This window comes from Desulfobacterales bacterium, assembly GCA_030066985.1.
GTDB lineage: Bacteria > Desulfobacterota > Desulfobacteria > Desulfobacterales > JAHEIW01 > JAHEIW01.
In genome coordinates this window covers 47,169-69,112 of record JASJAN010000020.1, presented here as the reverse complement: position 1 = coordinate 69,112, position 21,944 = coordinate 47,169, and the positions used below count along the sequence as shown (strand labels likewise).

Sequence of the window (21,944 nt, the reverse complement as noted above, 5' to 3'; positions counted from 1 at the left end):
AGACGACAGAGGACAGAAAGTAGTTGGTCGCTTCATCTTGCTGTGTTTGTCATCTGTCTTCTGTAATCTGATCTCTGTCATCTGGAAATCTGATACCCGAAACCTGAAACCTGAACCGCCTTCGGCGGGACTTTGATTTATGAAGACATTTATTGGATTTGACGAAGCGCTCGAGCTGACACTGGCCAATGTATCTGCCGGCCAAGTCGAAGATCTTCCCCTGGCCCAACTAACCGGCAAGGTTCTGGCTGAAGATATTGTTTCCAGAGTGGACAGCCCATCGAGCACTTCGTCCCGCAAAGACGGCTATGCCGTAATGTCATCCGATCTAACCGGCGCCAGCGATCAAAACCCGGTGAATTTAAAGGTCGTCGGAAAACTTGCGGCCGGGGACCGTGCCAACCTGCAAATTGCCAACGGGCAGGCGATCCGCATTACCACCGGCGCGCCCATGCCGAAGGGCGCCGATGCCGTGCTTTCCGAAGAATTCTGCGATGCAAGCGATGACACGATAACCGCTCGGAATATCGCAGAAAAAGGCCGCAATGTGCTCAGGCGTGGAACCGATATACAACAGGGGCAAGCGGTGGCCGCCAGAGGAGAAAAACTGTCTCCGGCCCTGATCGGACTGCTGGCTTCCGCCGGGTTCGATCGTGCGTCTGTATATCGGTCGCCGAAGGTGGCCATTATTGCCAGCGGCAATGAAGTCGTTGCTCCCGGAAAACCATTGAGCGACGGCAAGCTGTATGCCAGCAATATGGTCGAAATCGGCGCCTGGCTGGCATCCTTTGGTCTGTCTTACACCGCTGAGCTTGTCAGCGATAATGCCTCCGAAATTCAAAGCGCAATCACTTCCCAGCTGCCGCAAGCAGATGTCTTCATTACCAGCGGAGGGGCCTGGGGCAGCGAACACGACCTTATGCTAGATGTGGTGGAAAAACTCGGTTGGCAGGGCATTTATCGTCGCGTTCGGATGGGCCCCGGTAAACCGGTCGGATTTGGGTTGCTGGACCAAAAACCGTTTTTCATATTGCCTGGAGGGCCCCCATCCAATGAAATGGCTTTTTTGCAATTGGCACTTCCGGCAATCATGAAAATGAAAGGGGAGACGGCCTTTTCTTTTCCGGTAGTCCGCGCCCAGTTGGCCGAAACCGTTCACGGCCATAAGGATTGGACCCAATTTATTCACGCCCGCCTGGAGACAGAAAAAAACCAAATTATCGTTCAGCCGTCCAAACTTGGAAGCCGGCTGATATCGATGGCCCGGAAAGATGCGCTAATTGTTATCCCGGAAGGCTGGGAGGAGTGGATCGCCGGTGAAATTGTCGAGGTTCAGCTTTTAAATCTGGATTTTGGTCATCGTTAGCAGTACAACAGTAAAAACTGTTTTTGCCATCAACAAAATGTTTAAAAAGGATAAGGAGGTTTCATGATTCGGCATTTAATCGCTGGTTTGTTGGTGGTATTTTTATTTTTAGGATGTGCCTCGGACCCACAACCAAAGCCTGAATTTCAAAACGGCACCCGAGTTGGCGTCCTCAACAGCGTCGAACCCTATCTAACCCATCGACATATCACCATCGGCCGCGTCAATAGCTTTGAGAAGCAAATTAATGTTGATTGGAACATTCCAGCCTATTTAAACACGCAATTAACCAATGCTTTAAAAAAGGACCAGCGCTTTGTGGTTGTTCCGATTAAATCTCCACAAATCCAAACCCGTTTGAAGCAGCTTACGGTACAAATCGGAGCAGCGGCCAACAACAGGAGATTTCCACAGGATCTGGCTGCCTTTATTGAAAGCAAGGCAAAAGCCAATGATCTAGATGTGGTCATCATAGCGCAAAGTTTCAGAGGCAATAGTCGATGGAAAATACACGATGATCCGGTTGTGCTGGAGGGTTATGGGCTTTTCACTCGCAGGACGGTGCTTGGCGCCACCGGCATCCGAAATAGCTGGGTGCACCCTTACGCCCAGATTCGGGTCGTGGTGATAGATGCACAACCGGTGGTCAGAATTGGCGCCGGAAGCCCGTCAATGACACGAGCAAGAATGGACGATTTCAACTGGCCGGCGGATATCAGAAATATCCCCAAAAGCGAACTCAATAAAATACGGCCCAGGATCCAGGCATATGTGGATCAGGCGATTAGAACTGCTTTGACGGATGCCCAAATGCTCTCAACGGAGTAAGGGATTTAATCTGATGTACCGGTCGGTTGCTGGATTAATTCACAATGGGTCGTCCACAATTAGAACCTATCTCAAAAATAGTAGATTACGTCCGAGGGCAAGGCGAAAACCGATTCAAAAGTGGAGTCCGCCTCCGGCGGAACAGTATTCGAGCATTTTGAATCGGTTTTTAATCCGCCACGAATATTGGCGGATTAGATGCATTTTTGAGATGGGTTCTAGATGTAGTTACAAGGGGGATTATATGAGCGAAAGACGCACAACCATTGTGGCCGCGCTTGAAAAAAACCTGCAAGATACCCTTTCCTATTTCGACTCGTTGTCACCGGATGAACTCAGCATTCAGGTTTATCAGGACGGGGCCCAATGGACGGTTCAACAGGTTCTGGCCCATTTTATCACCATTGAGGGATCAATGCAGTGGCTGTTTAAGAATATATTGTCCGGCGGACCGGGCTCACCAGAAGGTTTTGATGTCGAGCGTTTTAACAGCACCCAGCCCAAAAAGTTAGACGGCAAAACCATCGATGAGCTCGTCGCGCAGTTCCAGTCGGTCCGCAATGAAACGATTGCCATCGTGGATTCCATGACAGATGCTGATTTTGACCGCGAAGGACGACATGCATTTCACGGTCACGGCAAGCTCGAACGTTTTATCGTCTGGGCTTATGAACATGTTGAGCTGCATTTAGAAGATCTTCGCAAGCGATTGCCGGACATTAAACCCAAATAATCGCACCTGTGATTGAGAAAAACGCTGCCAGCAAAAGGATTTTCCCTTATGCAAAAATCAAAGGCCATCGACATTATCAAATTACTGGCGGACGGCGTGCATCCGATGACCGGTGAGCAGCTCGACAAAAACCATGTCATCAATGAACCCGACGTTATCCGGGCGCTCAACTTAGCTGTTGAGGCCCTTGTATCGGAAGACGAGAAAATCAGACGTCAAAGCAATTTACCGAAGCGGGTGGGCAAGCCCTGGAGTGAACAGGAAGATAAGGCCCTGATCAAAGCTTTTGATAGTGGGATCTCTCTGAGTGATCTTGTCGATAAGCATCAGCGCACAAGGGGTGCAATTCGCACCCGGCTGGTCAGGTTGGGCAAAATTGACCCAAATGATCGGTCGTCTAAATAATTGAGGCTTCGGGCAGGTTTTTGAATTGAGCTGCGAGATGAACATTCCCTCGCGAAATCCGCGCAAACTGGTGCATAAAGGAGTGTGATGAATCTGAATTTCCGAAAAGAACTTTTGAGCGCTAAAACACTGATCGGCACTGTCGTCACCCAGCCGAATCCGGCGATGGCTGAAATTTTAGCGGATGCGGGGTTTGACTGGCTATGGATCGATGCAGAGCACTCGCCGATGGGAATGGGAGATGTTCAAAGCATTTTGCAAGCAGTCGAAGATCGCTGCGCGTGCGTCGTCCGCGTCCCGACCAGCAATGAGGTGTATATCAAAAAGGCACTGGATATTGGTGCCCCCGGTATCATTGCGCCGCATGTGGATTCGGTTGAGATTGCCGAAAAGGTGGTCAATTGGGCCAAATACCCGCCGATCGGGGAACGAAGCATTGGAGTAGCACGCGCGCACGCATATGGAATGGATGTTGCCAATTATATGGACAGCGCCAATGACCGGATCGCTGTGGTTGTTCAAATCGAACACGTTCTGGGCGCCCGTGATATCAATCAGATCCTGGATGTCACCGGTGTCGATGCGGTATTAATCGGACCGTATGACCTTTCCGGCAGTCTGGGCAAACCTGGAGAAATAGGTGACCCCGATGTACAGGAGCATATCGATCGGGTGCGTGAAACCTGCCTGAAACGCAAAAAGCCGATTGGCATTATCGGTGTCACGGTGGATGCGGCCAAACCCTTTTTGGATCAGGGCTATTCACTTATCGCGGTAGGGATCGATACGATGATATTCGGCCATGCAGCTCGCGACATCGTGACCGAAATGAAAGGTGGATATGCAGGCCAAAAAAGGTGAGCATCCTTTGGGCGATGCCGGGCAACTGATTTTGTTCGGCGTGTTTCTGATCACATGGATCCTGGACTCTTTTGTCTTGCACCGTTCCACCTTTTTGGTGAACAGCATACCGCTGGTGCTTCGTTTGGCTTTCCTGGTGACCGCTTTGGTGATTGCTTTTTTACTTTTCAAGTCCGGCCATGTAGCTGTGATCGGAGACCAGCGCCCCTCGCGTATTATTTCAAGCGGCGCTTTTGGTTATGTGCGGCACCCGTTGTATCTGGGAAGTATTCTGGTTTACCTCGGGTTAACCGTTTCCACGGCGTCCCTATTTTGTCTGGCACTGCTGGTGGTGATCGTTCTGTTTTACAACACCATCGCCGATTATGAAGAAAAACTGATGGAAACAAAATTTGGGCAGGATTACATTACCTACCGGCAAAATACGGGCAGGTGGTTACCCCGGCTTGGCAAGAAAGGTTAGCCATGCGCCTCAACGAAAATTTTTATAACCATTTTATAGACAGGGCCCGAAAAACAAATGTGGATTTGCTGTGTCTGGGCCTGGGTTACACCGCGGTGGTAACAACAGATGGCGGCATCGGGATGGCCTACACCTATTTTGAAGATAAAACATCCTGTATGTTGTTGAATGAAGCCATCGACTATGAAGGCCGACCGGCCGCTGATCTGTTGGAAAAAATAAGAAGTGAGCATCCGCTTGAAAGAAGCATGGCCCTGGCGCTGGTCAATGCCCTTAATTATGAAAACGCGCTTAACCTGCCGGAGGATAAGGACAATGCCGTCCTTTTTAAGGAATTTCGCCTCCAGCCAGACACCAAGGTTGCGATGGTGGGCTATTTCGGGCCGCTGGTCAAGCGCCTAGAGGAAAGAAAAGTCCTCCTTGAAGTACTGGATGTCTCGCGCGGCCTGGGTAAGCGCAAAGATTTTTATCAAAAGCTAACCGACTGGGCCGATGTATTGCTGCTGACCTCAACATCCATCCTCAACAATACCACCGAGGAGATTTTGAGCCACCTTCATGAACGGGCAAAGGCCGCTTTGCTGGGGCCCAGCACACCCATGGTGGCGGAAGCTTTTGCGCACCTGCCGGTACACATGCTGGCCGGCACGGTTCCGCTTGATAAAGATCACATTATCAAAGCGGTTCGCCACGGCATGGGCACCCCGGTGCTGCACAAATTCAGCCGCAAGTCTTTTCTGCTTGTATCCTAACTGAAATTTCTATTGACAAAATCTACCACAATGTGGCAATAAGTCAGTGGATCTTCATCTACCTCTAATAAAACGAAATCTGCGAAGACTTCCCGCCTTTCGAAGAACACATAACCACCTCTTTGAAGAGGGCGTATATGGGCACCATCAAATATAGATCCATTTTTAAAAAAAACCTTTTCATATTCAGTCTCGCTATATTTGTGGCTCTAGTTTGGCTGTATGCCTGCGGCTCAGAAACCGATATCCGGGTCGTTGATTTTTCCAAAACCGTGGTGGTCGAAAAGCCCGCAACACAGTCACCGCAAAATAATCATCTAAAAGTTGCGGTGGCGGCTATGATTTCACCAAAGGAAACGTTTGTCTATTACCGGCAACTTTTAGACTATATTGGGCGTCATCTCGGTAGAGACGTGCACTTTATTCAACGCAAAACCTACGGTGAAATAAATGAATTGTTGGGTAAGGGTCAGATAGATATCGCATTTATCTGTTCAGGGCCTTATGTGGTCGGAAAGGAAAAATTTGGATTTGAATTATTGGCCACCCCGGAAGTTCAAAAGAGCCATTTTTATCAATCCTATCTGATTGTTAATAAAACCAGCCAACTTCGCAATATTGAAGATCTCAGGGGAACGGTTTTCGCGTTTACCGATCCGGACTCCAATACCGGCAAACTGGTGCCCACCTATTGGATCAGTCAGTTGGGAGAGCGCCCCGAAACGTTTTTTAGCAAAACGATCTATACGTACAGTCACGACAACTCGATTATGGCCGTGGCCAAATCCCTGGTGGACGGCGCTGCTGTTGACAGCCTGATATGGGAATATTACCACCGAAAAAACCCGGTTTTCACCTCTAAAACCCGTATCATCCGCAAATCAGAGCCGTATGGCATTCCGCCCATCGTCGCCTCGCCCTTTTTGGCGCCAGAATTAAAAAATCGCATTCGCCAGGTGCTTTTTTCCATGCATCAGGATGCAAATGGGCAAAAAATTCTGGCAGAATTGATGATCGATCGTTTTACCCCTACCCGGGACCAATGGTACGACAGTATCCGCCATATGGAGCTGAAAATCGCTTCCTTGGAGAATTAATTTTATGAAACCGCTCAGCTTAAAAAGCAAACTCCTTTTGGCGGTCTCGTTATTGGTCATCGGCAGCGGTTTGCTCATCTCAATACTCGTCTCCCAGCGGTACAGCAGCAGTCTGTTTCAGTCGTTGTCCGCCCAGGCTGAGAACTTGGCCCATACAATCGAGCTCAATGCCACCGACAAAATTTTGACCAACGACCGGGTCGCCCTGCAAAAAATGCTGGATTACAAGATGCGCAGCAATCCCATGGTTGCCTATCTGTTTATCATTCGCGACAACCAGGTTCTGGCGCATACCTTCGGCCAGGGTATTCCCCTGGAGCTGCTGGATGCCAATGATGCTGTCCTGGATAATTACGGCCATTTCCAAGAAATCGTTTCAACCGAGGGAGAAAATTATCTGGACATCGCCTGGCCCATATTTTCAGGCAAAGCCGGGCTGCTGCGCCTTGGGGTTACCGAGAAATTCTATCGGGACCAGGTATTTCAACTGTGGCTGCAGATGAGCGGGCTTACGCTGGCTATTCTTCTGTTGGCATTGGGTGGTAGCCTTCTGTTTATCAAGCGAATTACCGGCCCGCTGGCAGTGCTGGCCAAGGCAGCCGAAAAAATCGATGCGGGCAATCTGGATGTTAAGGTTGAATTGCACAGTCAGGACGAAGTCGGTAAATTGACCGCCGCCTTCAATCACATGGTTTCCGGTATCAAAGACTACACGCAGCGGCTTCAAGAAAAAACCACGGAACTCGACCGCGCTCACCGGCAAACACGCACCTCATTTACCATAGCCCAGGAGATCGGCGCCCTGACCCATCTGCAGGATGTGTGCCGCTATCTGATCAAAGAACTGCAGGGCATCGTGACCTGCAAAGATATGTGCCTTTTGATTTTCAGCAGCAACCGCAAAAATATGTTTCTGCAGTCTGAAACGCTATCCTCAACCCTGGATAAGACCGTCTCTCAAAAAGCTGCCGCGTATTTGTCTAGAACGAAAAAAATGGAATTTCTGCCCATCGATCCTGCCCTCACCATTTTTCTGCCGGAACCTTTTCAGTCCGCAAAACAGGTTGTCAGCTTCCCGCTCTTTCATGAAGAGCAACTGCAGGGCGCCATGCTGATCGCCTGCCCCGGAAACTGTGCCTGCGTTATCAAAGAACTGGATATTATCGATCTGATATTAAACCAGACGGCAGGGGCAATTCGGCGCTCGGTGATCCAGGAAGAAGAAATTCGGGCCCTGCGGACTCGCATCGAGCACAGCGCCGAATTCAGCGGGATTATCGGTAAAGACCCCCAGATGCAAAACATCTATCGTTTGATTGAAGATATCGCGCCCACCGATGCCACGGTTCTGATCCAGGGTGAGAGCGGAACCGGGAAAGAGCTGGTTGCCCGGGCCATTCATCAACAGAGCCCGCGAAAATACAAACCGTTTGTCGTGATTAATTGCTCCGCCTATCCGGCAACCCTGCTGGAAAGCGAGCTTTTCGGTCATGAAAAAGGCGCATTTACCGGCGCGATCCGCCAAAAATCCGGACGCTTCGAACAGGCAGATGGCGGCACGGTATTTTTAGATGAAATCGGAGAAATTGCCCCTTCAGCCCAGATAAAATTGTTGCGCGTACTGCAAAGCCAGAAATTTGAGCGTATCGGCGGCGAGGAAACGCTCAAGGTCAATGTCAGAATTCTGGCCGCAACCAATAAGGACCTGATAAAGGAAGTGACAAACGGCAGCTTCAGGGAGGACCTTTTCTATCGTCTGAATGTGATTCCGATCCACCTGCCCCCTTTAAGAAAACGTCGTAACGATATTCCGCTGCTGGCGCGTCATTTTTTGAGCCGTTTTGCAGTTGAGCAGAATAAAGAGATTCAGGATTTCAGCTCGGAGGCCATGCGTCTGCTCCTGGATTACCCCTGGCCGGGTAATGTGCGCGAACTGGAAAATAGCATCGAGCATACAGCCGTTTTAGCCAAACGGAGCAGTGTTGACATATCAGATCTGCCCTCTGCGGTTCGCGATGCCGCTCCACCCGTTTTTTCACAAACTTCAGGGACGATCTTTGAAAATGAGAAGCGATTGCTGCTGGAAGTTCTGGAAGAGTGCGATTGGAACAAAAAAAAGGCCGCCATACAGCTGGGAATCAGCCGCAGCACGCTGTATGAAAAAATCAAAAAATATCAGATTCACAAACCCACAATTCATTAGGTAAGTTATGAATAAAAACGAATTTAAAAAATACCGCCAGCGACTGGGGAAAACCCAAAAACAGATGTCTGAACTTCTGGGCACATCACTGAAAGCCATTCACAGCTACGAGCAGGGTTGGCGAACGGTGCCGGTCCATGTCGAGCGGCAGTTCTATTTTCTGCTTTTCAGATCCGAACAAAAAGCCGGGGGTAAAAAACCCTGCTGGACGGTAAAAAAATGCTCCGCTGAGCAAAGGCGTCAGTGCCCCGCCTGGGAGTTTGGATCCGGGGATCTTTGCTGGCTCATAAATGGTACTGTTTGTGAGGGTTCGGTTCAAAAAAACTGGCAAGAAAAAATGAAAATTTGCAAATCGTGTCAGGTATTTAGCTCAATATTATAATTTGGTTTTCTTTTAGCGACACCCTCACTGTCCCGACACCCCAATAAGTGTATGCCACCGTAAAAGCTGTCCGGAAATCGTACACAGCTAACCCTTTAATATTCATATAATTAACCTAAAAGGCTGTTTTTGCTGTCTGCATTTCGAACAAGTTGACATCCATTCTGCGAGTTAAAAACCCTTCTTTGACAAATAAATTTTCACTCTCTATTTTTTCTATAAATCATTTTTTTTATTAGTATCAAATGGTTATGATTTGTGCAGCCGAACTGTTATTCCCGAAACGGTCCTCGGACTATTGCGGGTTTGTTTTGGCACAGCGATTGCTACGTTGTGGCAGTGACGCCTGTTGTTTTTTCCTAATTCCCTGCCGAATTCGTTCCAGGAGAAATTGGACGAATGAAAAAATCAATTATGGTGATCGATGCCAACAAGGAACAACGCCGGGAGCTTTGCAAGCTTTTGGAGGCGAGCCAATTTAATGCAATAGAGAAGGCGTCGGCTCACAACTTAGACCGACTCATAAAAGATTCCGGATGCCGGGCAATTTTTTGGGATATCGACACGGTTCCAGCCGACAATCGTATCATAAGGGAATTGACCACAAATTTCCCGAATGTCACCTTTTTTTGCTTGTCCGGCCAGCCGATTCATCCCGAATTAAAAGATGCCATCAGCCAGCATATTTATGCCTGTCTTAGCCGGCCGATTGATGCAGACGAACTTTTTTTCTGGTTACGCTCGATTGAAGAAAATCACGCAAATTCCAAACCCACAAGAAATCAGTTCCTTAAGGATCTTTAAAACTTAAGGAGGCAAATCGGAAGGGAGGTAATCTGGAGATGAAACCAAACAAAAAAGAAGGCATGCTGAAAGATTTTCTGAATGATTTCAGAATGTCGCGAAGATCTTTCATGAAAAAAGCCTCAGCCGCCACCGGGGGCGCTATTGCCCTCGGCGCAACCGTAAAACCCACATTGCGGTCGCTGGCAGAAGCCAGCGAGAACACCGGCGGTGGAGTTGGCGAATGGAAAGCAGCCACCTGCCAGGGATGTACCTCCTGGTGCTCCAAACAGGTGTATGTCGTCGACGGGCGGGCGGTAAAGGTTCGGGGCAATCCGAATTCAAAGGTCAATGGAGAGGCGAGTTGTCCGCGAGTCCATCTTGCCCTGCAGCAGGTATATGACCCGGATCGGATCAAAACCCCGATGAAACGGACCAACCCCCAAAAAGGACGCAACGAAGATCCGAAATTTGTGCCCATTTCCTGGGATGAAGCCCTGGACGCGATCGCCGATAAGATCATGGAGCTTAGAAAGAACAATGAAACTCACAAGTATATGCTCATGCGCGGTCGTTATTCGTACATGCGTGATGTCCTCTATGATCGCATGACCAAAGTTATCGGTTCACCCAACAACATCTCCCACAGTGCGATCTGTGCGGAAGCGGAAAAATTCGGACCATATTATACAGAGGGTTACTGGGGATACCGACAGTATGATGTTAAAAGGGCCCGGTATATTCTTTTGTGGGGCGCGGACCCCCTGGCGGCCAACCGGCAGGTCTCGTATTACTCCGCGGTTTGGGGAGATGCGGTTGACTCGGCCACAATTGCCATCGCCGAGCCCCGGCTTTCAGCCACGGCCGCCAAAGCCGATGAATGGCTGCCGCTCAAACCCGGTACCGACGGCGCCCTGGCGGTTGCCATCGCGCATGTGCTGCTTACCGAGGGGCTCTGGTACAAAGATTTTGTCGGCGATTTTTTTGATGGTGACAACCGCTTTATAGCCGGCCAAGAACTCGATCCGGAACTCTTCGAAGAAAAACACACCAACGGTATTGTCCAATGGTGGAACCTGGAGCTCAAAGACAAAACACCGGAGTGGGCCGCCAAAATAACCGACCTGCCGGTCGAGCAGATCAAACGGGTGGCCATCGGTTACGGCCAGGCGGCCCCGCATGCCATTTCGTGGCTCGGTGGCGGTCCCTGCATGCAGGTGCGCGGCGGATATGCCGCCATGGCGGTGCATGCCTTAAACGGACTCGTCGGGGCGGTGGACAACGTCGGCGGTACCCAAATAACCAACAAAGAATATACCTCGAAATTTCCGAAACCCGATGATTTTATGGATGAGATCGCCAAAAAGGGTAAAAAGCATAAAAAAATCGACCAGCGCGGCCGGTTGGAGTTTCCCGCGTTGAACAAAGGAAAATCAGGCAAAGGCGTGGTCACCAACAATGCGGCCGACGGCATCCTAAATGAGGATCCCAATGATATCAAAGTGGCCATCGGATACATGAACAACTTTACGTTCTCCTGCCCGCAGCCGGAGCGCTGGGAGCGTGCCCTGGCCAAGATACCGTTTCTGGTGCACATCACCACCAACGCCTCCGAGTTTTCCTGGTTTGCCGATATCCTGCTGCCCGATACCCATCACATGTTCGAAAAATGGGGCTATGTCAAGGCACACGGGAACGGATACCGGCACGTAACGCTTATGCAGCCGATCATCGAGCCGACCGGCGATTATAAGATCGATGAGACCGAAATTCCCTGGCTCCTCGCCGAAAAGTTAAATGAAAAAGGATTCAGTAATCTGCTCGATCACTACAAAACCTACAAAGATCCGGAAACGGGCAAAGCCCCGACCAACGAGAAAGAATTTGCGCTCTATTCCCTTAAATATGCCACCCAGAATCTGTGGGATCCGGCCAAATACAAAGGGGGTGACAAATTCAACGGCTGGGAGGATTTTCTCAAAGCCGGCGTCTGGAATTCTAATCCCTATCCGTATCGCAAGCGCTGGAGCAACATGAAAACCAAAACCAAAAAGTTTGAATTTTACAGTGAAACGTTGAAGGCTGCTCTGGAGAAGCATGCGGAAAAGCATAACACCACCGTCGACCATGTTCTGGAAGTTTGCAACTATCTGGCGCGGGGTGAAATGGCGTTTGTGCCGCATTATGAAGAAGCATTTATTGCCGGAGATGAAAAAGATTTTCCATTCATCCATGTGGATTACAAATCTAGGCTCAACCGCGAGGGCCGTTCGGCCAACTGCACCTGGTATTATGATTTTAAGGATCTAGATCCCGGTGATGTGCCCTGGGAAGATGTGGCCAAGATCAACCCCAGAGACGCCAAGCCGCTTGGCATCAAAAATGGCGATAAAGTCAAGCTGACATCTCCAACCGGAAGCCTGACCTGTACGGCAAGTTTATGGGAAGGCGTCCGGCCCGGAACGATTGCCAAGTGTTACGGCCAGGGCCACTGGGCCTATGGGCGGGTGGCGTCCAAAGTATTCGGCAAAGTGCCCCGGGGTGGCAGCAGCAACGACCTCATCCCGGCTCAATACGATCGCTTGAGTGGGAGCACGGCGTTTTATGCGACCACACGAATTAAAATCGAAAAAGTTTAGGAGGTGAACAATGCCTAAATATGCAATGGTAATAGATTTACAGCGATGTGTCGGGTGCGGGGCCTGCAGCATCGCCTGTCGAAATGAGAACAATGTGTCGGAGGGCATCTACTGGTCCAGCAAAATAACTGAGACTTCCGGCACGTTTCCGAATGTACGGTTTCACTATCTGCCAACGCTTTGCAACCACTGTTCAAACGCCCCGTGCGTAACGGGTTGCCCGACAACGGCCATGCACAAATTGGATAACGGCATCACCGTGCATGATCCCGACAAATGCATCGGTTGTCGGTACTGCATGTACAATTGCCCCTATGAGGTCATTTATTTCAACTGGCAGGCCCCCCACAAATTCTGGCGGGATCCCAAGCCGGTCATTGAAGGCGGCACCAGCTCCCCGAAAGAAATGGCCCAGAAGGTCAACAACGGAAACGGAACGCCCTATAGCAATCCGGCCAGGGGAAAAACCCTTCCAGAGAACAGACCCAAGGGCGTGGTTGAAAAGTGCACCTTTTGCGACCACCTAATCAAGGTGGGCGAAATTCCTTACTGTGTGGAGGCCTGTCCCGCCGATGCCCGGATATTTGGCGATCTGGAAAAGCCGGACAGCAAGGTGAACCGGCTGTTGGGGAAATATAAACCGTACCGTCGCAAAGAGCGGCTCGGCACCGAGCCGAACGTCTATTATATTCGCAGCTTTAATCCTGCACACTATCAGAGAACGAAAGGGGGGGTATAGATGAAAACCATTAAAATCCAATTGTGGTATGGCCTGCTTTTGCTGGGAATCCTGCTGGGTCTGCTCACAGCCTACAGAGTGTTAATTGGCACCGGTTTTGTCCTGTACGCCAAGACAGATATACTGGTTTGGACCATGCCCATCGCAGCCTATGTGTTTTTTTCGCTGACTAGCACCGGGCTGGCCTTTGTCTCGTCCATTCCCGTCGTATTTGGTATCAAACGCTACCAGCCCCTTGAAAAACGCACGGCATTTCTGGAAATTGCCGTGTTGATGGCTTCTTTTACCTGTTTGTTTTTACATCTCGGATCGCCGTGGAACGCTGTCTATTATTTAATTTCGCCAAACTTTGCCTCACCCCTCTGGTGGCTGGGTATGCTCTACGGGCTTTATTTGGTTGTGCTGCTCTTATCATTTAGCAAAATGCATAAAGCCGGTGTCAGCAAAGGGCTTGGTGTATTCACCTTCATCGTCGCAATTGCCACCTCCACTGCACTGGGCTGGCTCTTTGGGCTTCCGGATGCAAGGCCGGCGTACAACGCAAACTTTTTGGCCATGTATCTTCCGCTGACCGGATTCGCCAGCGCACTGGCAGCCGTGCTGTTATTCAGCCTGGCCTACCATCATTTTGCGAAAATCCCCTTGAGCGAAGGAGACAAAAACCTTTACGATGACCTTAGCAAGCTCTTTGGCGTTGTTACGATTTTGACGTTAGTCTTTTTCATCTGGCGAACAATCGTTGGCGGCGCGTCAGCCACAGCAGTCGAGTTTGCAGGTTTTCGCCATATGTTGAGCTCGGGTTGGTACCACCTGGCATTATGGGTTGGATTGGTCATCCCGCTTGTGCTGATTGCCATGCCGGCAGTGCGACAAGCCACCTGGGGAAAAGTTACTGCCGCTGTTTTGTTTCTAGTCGGTATGTTTGCCGGCCGACTGGAAATGGTGCTCAGCGGCCTGGTGATGCCCACGGGTCCCAAGGCCGAAGGACAACCCCCGTTTGCCAGTTACTGGCCCACGATCTGGGAGGTGTTTGTTTTTGTGTCGGCACTGGCCGTTTTGCTGTTCGTATACACCCTGGGAGAACGCAACCTGAAATTGTCAGACGTACCGGAGTAGCTTAAAAACACCACAAATGCGATGCCGGCTGCTGTCGGGCCGGCATCGCCAAAATTCAACCGCTTTGAACCTGAATCTTGCACGATTCGGAGGTTTCCATAGGCAAGGCACTTCAGGGTTAAGCGATAGTGAACTATGCTTCGCCCTGAATAACGCAGCATATGGGAGGCTCCGGTTCGCCGCATTGTTCCAAGGGTGAAAATAGATGAGAAATAAAAATGACCATCATCCGATTTATATATGAAATGAAAGGCCCTTTACAGCATTGTTGATGAGATCTGCTGCATTATGATAATTAAAAGGTTCTCATCTATTTTCATGCAAATTCAGGTTTTTGATATTAAGGACAGTTATGAAAACGAAAAACATGTTGAACCAGGAAGCGTCGAGGATGAAAGCGTTTAGGCTGTTGAGTGACTGTTATTTTATTCCTGAGCCGGGCCTATCTGAAAAATTGGAAAATCTTGAATCCAGTATGGCCGAAGTATGTGAAACTGCGGTTCAATCAGTCCAAAATATGCGAAAAGAATTTAAAACCGGTGATCGTCTCGAGTCGATAAGGGTTGATTTTGCTAAACTGTTTGTAGGCCCATATAAGCTGTTGGCTGCGCCTTACGGATCGGTGTATTTAGACACCGAAAGAAAAATGATGGGCGACTCGACACTGGATGTCAGAAGCAGATACCGCGACGCTGGATTGGACACGTCCAAAAATTTTAAAGATGCCCCCGACCACATCTCGGCTGAACTTGAATTCATGTATTATTTAATTTTTAAGGAAATCGAAGCCTTCGCCGACTCAGACACCGAAACAGCAATGGGTTTCATTCAGCAGCAGAAATCATTTCTGGAAGACCACCTCATGGCCTGGGTACCGGAATTTGCTGAAAACATTATCGAAAATGCTGAAAATCCGTTTTACCCGAATCTGGCAAAAGCAACCCAATCGTTTTTACAGGTAAATTATCAGGTGGTATGTTGAATGCTGGATTCCGAACTGCTTGATTAAAAAAACACATTGAAATAAATTCGCTCCAGGTGTAAAGGGGATGCTGATATCACCTCAATATTACACGCAAAATAATGAGCAAAGGAGCGATCATGTATCTTCCCAAAATTTACGAAAAGTTCTCGACTAAATTTCCGGAAGTTTTCAAAGAATTTCAACAGTTGGGCAAGACCTGCCGCGAGTCCGGGCCGCTGGAGAAAAAATATCAGGATCTTGCCAATCTGGGTATTGCCATTGGCGCCAATTCCCGGGGGGCGGTGATGTCGCAGACCCGCAAGGCGCTGGAATCGGGTGCCAGCCAGGACGAAATCGCCCATGTGGTGCTATTGTCATTGACCACCATTGGTTTTCCAAACATGATTGCGGCCATGGGGTGGGTTAATGAAGTCTTAGAAGGCGCCTGATTACCAAAAAGCAATTTTTCAACATCATCAGTAATTTTGATTTAGATCAATGACTCTACTTAAAATGAGCATTAGATTATATTTTGGTGCTCTGTGAATTTTGCATTTTTTTTAACGTTTGTTATGTTAATTTTAACATAAGCATCCCCAGGTCCGGGGTTCCAGGTTCAAAGGTTCAGGGTTTTTGGCTGTTGATCACTTTTTGTTAGATCATGGTCACTGGGTTTAGTCGATTCGTTAATTGGTCGAGTGGTTGATTCGTTAAAATGGATTAGATCCTCTGACAAATTAACCATTCAACCAATCAACTATTTAACTTTAGCCTTTAACCCCTATCATCTGTTAACTGGCACCAAGATGAGAAAGGACGAGACCAACATGGAGCCTTTTGAGGTATTGCTAGAAAGCTCCGCCGACACTCACGGGCACCTCTGCCCGGGGCAGGTGGTCGGTGTGCGATTGGCCATGCTGGGCTGTCGGTTGATCGGCCTCACTGAGCCCAGACGCCGGGATCAGATTAAGAAACTGATCATCTATGTGGAGATGGACCGCTGCACCGCTGATGCGGTGGCGCATGTCACCGGTGTTAAATTGGGGCGGCGTTCACTGAAATTTATGGACTACGGTATTATGGCGGCCACTTTTGTCAACCTGGAAACCGGCAAAGCCTTTCGGGTGGTCTCCACCGAAGAAGCCCGCGACCTGGCCGCTGCCTACGCACCTGAGATCTCGGAAAAATACCTGCAGCAGCTGGCAGCCTACAAACGGATGCCGGATGGCGTACTTTTTCGCGTCCAGCAGGTCAAGGTGAAAATAGATGACTGTGACTTGCCCGGGCCTACTCGCTTCAAGGCTTCCTGCAGCCGCTGCGGCCAGGTTGTGCGCGATCAGCGCGAGGTCATTGAAAATGACCAGGTGCTTTGCAAACCTTGTGCACAGAAATGTTATTTTACAGATGCCCGGGAGATCACCTGGCCGGATATGAATTGGAAACCGGAAAGCGACGTTACACAAATCCGCAAAACTGCGATGACGACCAAAACGATTTCGGGCGGGGATAAACCCCGCCCCTACCTTGGTCAAAATCACGAAATGTAGGGGCGGGATTTATTCCCGCCCGCGCAATTACCATTTGCGTAAATTTGATGCGACCCGATCCATAGGAGCTCAACAATGCTGAAAAAAGTTAAACTAAAAGATGCAATAGGGAGCAAACTGGCTCACGATATGACCGAAATTCGCCCGGGTGAATTCAAAGGCGCTGCCTTTCATAAAGGGCATACGGTCTGCAACGAGGATTTGTGCCGGCTTCAAAAAATGGGCAAAAATCATCTCTATGTCATTGATTTGGAGGATGACGAAATCCATGAGGACCAGGCCGCCGCCATTTTGGCTGATGCCCTGGCAGGTGACGGCATTGTCTGGAAGGACGAGCCGCGGGAGGGCAAGATAAAACTGCTGGCCGAAAAAGACGGTCTATTTAGCGTTGATACGGCTGCTCTGGCGGCCTTTAATATGGTTGATGAGGTGATGTGCGCCACCCTCCACAATCACACCCTGGTCACAAAGGGGCAACAGGTCGCAGCCACCCGCGCCATTCCGCTGATCATGAAAAAAGCGCCCATCGAACGGGCGGCCACCATTGCCCGCCAGAATGGGGCTGTGCTGACCGTCAAGTCTCTACGCAAGGGCAAAGTTGGCCTGGTGATTACCGGTAATGAGGTTTACAACGGCCTGATCGAAGACCGCTTTGAGCCGATACTGGCTGAAAAGGTCAAGGGCCTGGGATCAGAGGTGGCTGCAGTGGCTTTTGCACCGGATGATGCCGACCTGATCCGTGATGCCATTCGCTCCCATCTGGACCGGGGCTGTGATGTGCTGCTGCTCAGCGGTGGCATGAGCGTTGATCCGGATGATGTCACCCGTCTGGGAATCCGTTCCGCCGGAGCTGGTGAGATGCACTATGGCGCTGCAGTGCTGCCCGGTGCCATGTTTTTGGTGGCTTATGTGGGAGATGTGCCGCTACTGGGAGTGCCGGCCTGCGGCCTGTTTCACCGTATCACCGTGCTGGATTTGGTGCTGCCGCGCATTTTGGCCGGTGAGAAAATCGGCAAAAAAGAGCTGGCGTTTCTGGGCCACGGAGGATTATGTCGTGATTGTACTGAATGCACTTATCCCCATTGCCCATTTGGCAAATGAAAGCGGCTTCAAAACCTCATCTCGCGTCCGAATGACTGCGTTACCAGCCGATTTGAAATGCTCGAATACTTCCGTGTATGCTCCACTTTCAAATCGGCTCGCGCCTTGTCCTCGAACCCGAGCCAAGGCTTTCAAACCGCTTTTACCAGGGTGTATTTAAATAATTTACAAATCGAACCGCGGCTTTTGAACATTCGAATTTATGGTTTTTGAATTTGTTTCGGATTTCGAACTTCGTATTTCGGATTTGTTGCACGCTCTAAGAGGATAAGCAGAAATGAAATTAGTGGATGGATACGGACGAAAAATTGACTACCTGCGCATATCGATTACCGATCACTGTAACTTGAAATGCACCTACTGCACACCGTTTTCGGGCCGCGATCATCTGGAGCGCTCAGAAATTTTAACCTACGAGGAGATGCTTAAGGTGGCCCGGGCGGCAACCGCTGCCGGTATAACCAAAATCCGTATCACCGGTGGTGAGCCGCTGGTCCGCAAAGGCGTGGTTGCATTTTGTCGAATGCTATCCCGTCTGGAAGGTTTAAAAAGCCTGGCCCTGACGACCAACGGAGTGTATCTGGCAGAAATGGCCGAACCTTTGTTTAAAGCCGGTGTGCGCAGAATCAACATCAGCCTGGATACCCTTAGGCCGGAACGCTTTGAAAAAATTACCGGATACGACTGGTTGCCCCGTGTGCTGGCCGGTATCGAACGTGCCCAACAAATCGGGATGGACCCCATCAAAATCAATACCGTGGTTATGCGCGGCATCAATGATGATGAAATTGAAGATCTGGCTGCCTTAACCTTGAGCAAACCTTACCATGTGCGCTTTATTGAGCTAATGCCCACCAACAGCACGGCCTACGGCGACTATGAATCACTGTTCGTTCCAGTTGAAAAATTTATGAAAAGGATCCATCAAATTGACTGCGTTCAAATCGAACCGGCCACTGATTCGTACGGGCCGGCTCGGCTTTGCAAGCTTCCGGGGGCAATCGGCAAAGTCGGTTTTATTGCACCCATCAGTTGGCATTTTTGCGGTTCATGTAACCGCCTGCGACTGACCGCGGATGGTAAAATCAAAACCTGTCTGTTTTCGCAAGAGGAAATCGATATTAAAGCGACACTGAGAACCGGGGCCACCCAGAAGGATATCGTCGGCATATTCCGACAATCTGTGGCCGATAAACCAATCGGTCACCACTTAAACACAAAAAACCATAAAAATACCTGCGGGCGGGCCATGCGCGCCATCGGCGGCTAGCCGGCGTCAGATTGCGTGTAGAAAAAAATCAAAACAATTTGCAAGCTTATTGTATATTTTTAACATTATGAAGGAATATTTTAACCACGAAGGGAAAAAGCACACGAAGATATCTTTTCTGTTTTAATTTTTTAACCTTTGTGCCCTTCGTGTTCTTCGTGGTTAAAGCACAGTTCCTTTAATCACAAGCAGGTTTATAATTATGTCAGAATTCAAATTAAGATCCAGCCAGTGGATTGTAGATGCCGACAACAATATCATTATTGGCGAAGGCCGCGCTAAGATATTAGAGCACATTGATCAGACGGGCTCAATGAATCAGACCGCCAAATTGATGAAAATGTCGTATAAAGCCGTCTGGAGCAAGATTAAAGCGACTGAGAAACACATGAATGCCTGCATCGTGCATACCGATCGCAAAGAGGGATCGCGCTTATCTCAGGATGGTAAAAACCTGCTAAAAAAGTACAAACAGTTAAAAGCGCAATGCATGTCGGCCGATGATGAAATTTTCAGCGGTATTTTCAGGCAAACAGGGAGATAACGATATGCGCAGAAAACTTATTCTTTTAATGATCGCCATATTCATGCTGATGGTTTGGCTGCCGGTATCGCTGGCAAAAACATCTTTACCGCCCCAGAAGCAGACCGTCCTCGGCCTTTACGCAACGGCCAAGGAAGCCTATCAAATGTGGCACGCCGGCCAGAACAAAATCAAAATTTTGGACGTCCGGACGCCGGAAGAATACGTTTTTGTCGGTCATCCCGCCATGGCATACAATATTCCCCTTCAATTGTTTAATTATCAGATGGCCGTGCAGAACAAAGGGCCGTTGATGATCGCCAATCAGAACTTTATGGCTGAAGTCAGCCAGAAATTCACAACCTCTGATACCATTCTGGTGATCTGCCGTTCCGGCAACCGCAGTGCCGCCGCCGTAAATCTTATGGCTGCGGCCGGTTTTAAGAAGGCCTATTCGGTGACCGATGGCTTCGAGGGCGATCGCGTTAAAGATCCTGCCAGCTCTATGCATGGCAAACGTTTGAAAAACGGCTGGAAAAATTCAGGCCTTCCCTGGACGGATCAGCTAAACGCTCAACTCATATGGATTCCCCAGCGTCCCTAAAACAGCGCATATAGCCTAAAATCAATTCGCATGGAATTTTTAACATTTACATTTCCGATTTCCGGAATTGAAACCTATATATTAATCCCACCGCTGGTGGCCTTCGGCATATCCTTTTTTACCTCCATGGGTGGCATCTCCGGGGCATTTTTGCTGCTGCCCTTTCAAATGAGTGTTCTGGGATTCACCTCTCCTTCGGTCACTTCCACCAACTTTTTGTTCAATGTCACTGGCACCCCTGGCGGCGTTTACCGTTACGCTCGCGAGTGCCGTTTTGTCTGGCCGCTGGCATTGTTGATTGTCGCCGGCATCATCCCCGGTGTTTTCATCGGCTATTACCTGCGCATCACCTATCTGCCGAACCCGATAATTTTCAAATTTTTCGTCGGCTGCGTGTTGCTGTTCATCGCTATAAAACTACTAAAAGAAGCATTTACCGGTGCAACTATTGCGACGGCCCAAAATTGCTCCATCACCGATCGGGTTAAAGCTGCATCGATTGAAATCAAAACCAGCCACTTTGATTTCAAGGGCACCACCTATTCATTTGCCACGACCAAACTGCTCGGTCTGGCCTTAGCAGTGGGCATCATCGGCGGGGTTTATGGTATCGGCGGCGGCTCGATTATTGCGCCGTTTTTAATTACGTTTTTTGGCCTGCCGGTGTATGCCATTGCCGGCGCAGTGTTGCTGGGAACCTTTGTTTCATCATTGGCCGGCGTAACCTTTTACAGCCTGATTCCCATCAATGGGGCGGTAGCGGCTCCAGACTGGTTGTTGGGGATTTTATTTGGTGTGGGCGGTTTACTGGGGATGTACCTGGGAGCCCGCTTACAAAAATATGTGCCTGCCCGCTGGATAAAGCTGCTGCTCGGAGGCGTGATTGCAGCTGTCGCCTTCAAATATATTCTACAGTTTTTAAATATCTAAGATGATTGTCGCGCTGATGCACCTGTAATGCATCGGATCAATACGATCACCACCTCGTATGTCTTTGAACGATCATCTCCTACACGCCCCGTCTAATTCATAGCGTTTTAGTATGAAATACTTGACTTAAGTCAATTTTTTTTCTGGGTGAGGCTGTTACAAATCGATAAAGCTCAGAAATAGGCTCTTTTTTCTCAATCTGCCATAACGCTCACATTATCATAAAACGATACAACTAACTGATATTAAATACTTTAATTTCAAATAAATAGTCGAATACGCGTTTAAAACACCCCTATGGGTGAATCGTTTTGTTGATCAATCCACCTGCCAGCATGAATCGGGTCTTGATGAAGACCCCCATCACACATTCTAATTAAGGAGCATGTATGCCGGTCTTCAGCTATCTGGCATATCCTGTATCGGGTTCGAAAGAACAACTGATCAAAGACCTTGCCGCCCTGGAATTCTGTGAAGTAACTCCGGCCGAAAATGAAGAGGTATTGATTCTGGTCACCGACACACCGGATGAAGACACCGAAAAAAAATTGCAGGAACAGCTTAAAACCATAAAATCGTTGGAATCCCTTGGCATGACCTTTGGTCATTCGGATCAATAGAGGACAACAAAAGGAGCA

At 49.2% G+C, this 21,944-nt stretch carries 23 protein-coding genes; all 23 read left to right on the top strand.

The annotated features are described in order from the left end of the window. The first annotated feature begins 139 nt into the window (after nt 1-139). Entirely contained in the window at nt 140-1,366 is a 1,227-nt protein-coding gene (locus tag QNJ26_11415) for a molybdopterin molybdotransferase MoeA (protein MDJ0986144.1), read from the top strand. A 63-nt stretch (nt 1,367-1,429) separates the two neighbouring features. Then, entirely contained in the window at nt 1,430-2,194 is a 765-nt protein-coding gene (locus tag QNJ26_11410) for a hypothetical protein (protein ID MDJ0986143.1), read from the top strand. Between the two features lie 244 nt (nt 2,195-2,438). Next, entirely contained in the window at nt 2,439-2,927 is a 489-nt protein-coding gene (locus tag QNJ26_11405) for a DinB family protein (GenBank protein MDJ0986142.1), read from the top strand. Nucleotides 2,928-2,975: 48 nt separating this feature from the next. Next, a complete protein-coding gene (locus QNJ26_11400; GenBank protein ID MDJ0986141.1) occupies nt 2,976-3,332 on the top strand; it encodes a hypothetical protein in 357 nt (118 codons plus the stop codon). Between the two features lie 87 nt (nt 3,333-3,419). Beyond that, a complete protein-coding gene (locus tag QNJ26_11395; GenBank protein MDJ0986140.1) occupies nt 3,420-4,193 on the top strand; it encodes an aldolase/citrate lyase family protein in 774 nt (257 codons plus the stop codon). After that, nucleotides 4,174-4,656 carry an isoprenylcysteine carboxylmethyltransferase family protein gene (locus QNJ26_11390; protein ID MDJ0986139.1) on the top strand — a complete coding sequence of 161 codons (483 nt, stop codon included), beginning with the start codon at nt 4,174-4,176 and terminating at the stop codon, nt 4,654-4,656. Before QNJ26_11395 ends, QNJ26_11390 begins: the two co-directional genes overlap by 20 nt. 2 nt (nt 4,657-4,658) lie before the next feature. Further along, complete coding sequence (locus QNJ26_11385; protein MDJ0986138.1) at nt 4,659-5,408, top strand: DUF364 domain-containing protein; 750 nt, start codon at nt 4,659-4,661, stop codon at nt 5,406-5,408. 137 nt (nt 5,409-5,545) lie between these two features. After that, nucleotides 5,546-6,505, top strand: a complete 960-nt coding sequence (gene phnD / locus QNJ26_11380) for a phosphate/phosphite/phosphonate ABC transporter substrate-binding protein (protein ID MDJ0986137.1) — start codon at nt 5,546-5,548, stop codon at nt 6,503-6,505. A gap of 4 nt (nt 6,506-6,509) precedes the next feature. Next, a complete protein-coding gene (locus QNJ26_11375) occupies nt 6,510-8,708 on the top strand; it encodes a sigma 54-interacting transcriptional regulator (protein ID MDJ0986136.1) in 2,199 nt (732 codons plus the stop codon). A gap of 7 nt (nt 8,709-8,715) precedes the next feature. Continuing rightward, entirely contained in the window at nt 8,716-9,090 is a 375-nt protein-coding gene (locus QNJ26_11370; GenBank protein MDJ0986135.1) for a helix-turn-helix transcriptional regulator, read from the top strand. Between the two features lie 399 nt (nt 9,091-9,489). After that, nucleotides 9,490-9,894 (top strand): hypothetical protein, encoded by a 405-nt coding sequence (locus QNJ26_11365; GenBank protein MDJ0986134.1) that lies wholly within the window; start codon nt 9,490-9,492, stop codon nt 9,892-9,894. Between the two features lie 38 nt (nt 9,895-9,932). Further along, entirely contained in the window at nt 9,933-12,512 is a 2,580-nt protein-coding gene (locus tag QNJ26_11360; GenBank protein MDJ0986133.1) for a molybdopterin-dependent oxidoreductase, read from the top strand. Between the two features lie 10 nt (nt 12,513-12,522). After that, nucleotides 12,523-13,251: a 4Fe-4S dicluster domain-containing protein gene (locus tag QNJ26_11355; protein ID MDJ0986132.1), complete on the top strand. Its 729-nt coding sequence runs from the start codon at nt 12,523-12,525 to the stop codon at nt 13,249-13,251. Continuing rightward, entirely contained in the window at nt 13,252-14,367 is a 1,116-nt protein-coding gene (nrfD, locus tag QNJ26_11350; protein MDJ0986131.1) for a polysulfide reductase NrfD, read from the top strand. A 391-nt stretch (nt 14,368-14,758) separates the two neighbouring features. After that, a complete protein-coding gene (locus QNJ26_11345) occupies nt 14,759-15,349 on the top strand; it encodes a molecular chaperone TorD family protein (protein MDJ0986130.1) in 591 nt (196 codons plus the stop codon). 119 nt (nt 15,350-15,468) lie between these two features. After that, nucleotides 15,469-15,780 (top strand): carboxymuconolactone decarboxylase family protein, encoded by a 312-nt coding sequence (locus QNJ26_11340; protein MDJ0986129.1) that lies wholly within the window; start codon nt 15,469-15,471, stop codon nt 15,778-15,780. 357 nt (nt 15,781-16,137) lie between these two features. Continuing rightward, entirely contained in the window at nt 16,138-16,878 is a 741-nt protein-coding gene (locus QNJ26_11335; GenBank protein ID MDJ0986128.1) for an FmdE family protein, read from the top strand. 75 nt (nt 16,879-16,953) lie between these two features. Further along, entirely contained in the window at nt 16,954-17,979 is a 1,026-nt protein-coding gene (locus tag QNJ26_11330) for a molybdopterin-binding protein (protein ID MDJ0986127.1), read from the top strand. A 277-nt stretch (nt 17,980-18,256) separates the two neighbouring features. Continuing rightward, the gene (moaA, locus tag QNJ26_11325) at nt 18,257-19,249 is read left to right on the top strand and encodes a GTP 3',8-cyclase MoaA (GenBank protein ID MDJ0986126.1); all 993 of its coding nucleotides are present in this window, start codon (nt 18,257-18,259) and stop codon (nt 19,247-19,249) included. A 202-nt stretch (nt 19,250-19,451) separates the two neighbouring features. After that, complete coding sequence (locus QNJ26_11320; protein ID MDJ0986125.1) at nt 19,452-19,793, top strand: LysR family transcriptional regulator; 342 nt, start codon at nt 19,452-19,454, stop codon at nt 19,791-19,793. 4 nt (nt 19,794-19,797) lie between these two features. Further along, nucleotides 19,798-20,376: a rhodanese-like domain-containing protein gene (locus tag QNJ26_11315; GenBank protein MDJ0986124.1), complete on the top strand. Its 579-nt coding sequence runs from the start codon at nt 19,798-19,800 to the stop codon at nt 20,374-20,376. A 30-nt stretch (nt 20,377-20,406) separates the two neighbouring features. Beyond that, complete coding sequence (locus QNJ26_11310; GenBank protein ID MDJ0986123.1) at nt 20,407-21,306, top strand: sulfite exporter TauE/SafE family protein; 900 nt, start codon at nt 20,407-20,409, stop codon at nt 21,304-21,306. Nucleotides 21,307-21,695: 389 nt separating this feature from the next. Next, nucleotides 21,696-21,926: a hypothetical protein gene (locus QNJ26_11305; protein ID MDJ0986122.1), complete on the top strand. Its 231-nt coding sequence runs from the start codon at nt 21,696-21,698 to the stop codon at nt 21,924-21,926. Nucleotides 21,927-21,944: the final 18 nt, after the last annotated feature.

Coding starts and splice junctions, on each gene's coding strand:
- QNJ26_11415 (MDJ0986144.1), top strand. CDS start 140: ATGAAGACATTTATTGGATTTGACGAAGCGCTCGAGCTGACACTGGCC.
- QNJ26_11410 (MDJ0986143.1), top strand. CDS start 1,430: ATGATTCGGCATTTAATCGCTGGTTTGTTGGTGGTATTTTTATTTTTA.
- QNJ26_11405 (MDJ0986142.1), top strand. CDS start 2,439: ATGAGCGAAAGACGCACAACCATTGTGGCCGCGCTTGAAAAAAACCTG.
- QNJ26_11400 (MDJ0986141.1), top strand. CDS start 2,976: ATGCAAAAATCAAAGGCCATCGACATTATCAAATTACTGGCGGACGGC.
- QNJ26_11395 (MDJ0986140.1), top strand. CDS start 3,420: ATGAATCTGAATTTCCGAAAAGAACTTTTGAGCGCTAAAACACTGATC.
- QNJ26_11390 (MDJ0986139.1), top strand. CDS start 4,174: ATGCAGGCCAAAAAAGGTGAGCATCCTTTGGGCGATGCCGGGCAACTG.
- QNJ26_11385 (MDJ0986138.1), top strand. CDS start 4,659: ATGCGCCTCAACGAAAATTTTTATAACCATTTTATAGACAGGGCCCGA.
- phnD (MDJ0986137.1), top strand. CDS start 5,546: ATGGGCACCATCAAATATAGATCCATTTTTAAAAAAAACCTTTTCATA.
- QNJ26_11375 (MDJ0986136.1), top strand. CDS start 6,510: ATGAAACCGCTCAGCTTAAAAAGCAAACTCCTTTTGGCGGTCTCGTTA.
- QNJ26_11370 (MDJ0986135.1), top strand. CDS start 8,716: ATGAATAAAAACGAATTTAAAAAATACCGCCAGCGACTGGGGAAAACC.
- QNJ26_11365 (MDJ0986134.1), top strand. CDS start 9,490: ATGAAAAAATCAATTATGGTGATCGATGCCAACAAGGAACAACGCCGG.
- QNJ26_11360 (MDJ0986133.1), top strand. CDS start 9,933: ATGAAACCAAACAAAAAAGAAGGCATGCTGAAAGATTTTCTGAATGAT.
- QNJ26_11355 (MDJ0986132.1), top strand. CDS start 12,523: ATGCCTAAATATGCAATGGTAATAGATTTACAGCGATGTGTCGGGTGC.
- nrfD (MDJ0986131.1), top strand. CDS start 13,252: ATGAAAACCATTAAAATCCAATTGTGGTATGGCCTGCTTTTGCTGGGA.
- QNJ26_11345 (MDJ0986130.1), top strand. CDS start 14,759: ATGAAAGCGTTTAGGCTGTTGAGTGACTGTTATTTTATTCCTGAGCCG.
- QNJ26_11340 (MDJ0986129.1), top strand. CDS start 15,469: ATGTATCTTCCCAAAATTTACGAAAAGTTCTCGACTAAATTTCCGGAA.
- QNJ26_11335 (MDJ0986128.1), top strand. CDS start 16,138: ATGAGAAAGGACGAGACCAACATGGAGCCTTTTGAGGTATTGCTAGAA.
- QNJ26_11330 (MDJ0986127.1), top strand. CDS start 16,954: ATGCTGAAAAAAGTTAAACTAAAAGATGCAATAGGGAGCAAACTGGCT.
- moaA (MDJ0986126.1), top strand. CDS start 18,257: ATGAAATTAGTGGATGGATACGGACGAAAAATTGACTACCTGCGCATA.
- QNJ26_11320 (MDJ0986125.1), top strand. CDS start 19,452: ATGTCAGAATTCAAATTAAGATCCAGCCAGTGGATTGTAGATGCCGAC.
- QNJ26_11315 (MDJ0986124.1), top strand. CDS start 19,798: ATGCGCAGAAAACTTATTCTTTTAATGATCGCCATATTCATGCTGATG.
- QNJ26_11310 (MDJ0986123.1), top strand. CDS start 20,407: ATGGAATTTTTAACATTTACATTTCCGATTTCCGGAATTGAAACCTAT.
- QNJ26_11305 (MDJ0986122.1), top strand. CDS start 21,696: ATGCCGGTCTTCAGCTATCTGGCATATCCTGTATCGGGTTCGAAAGAA.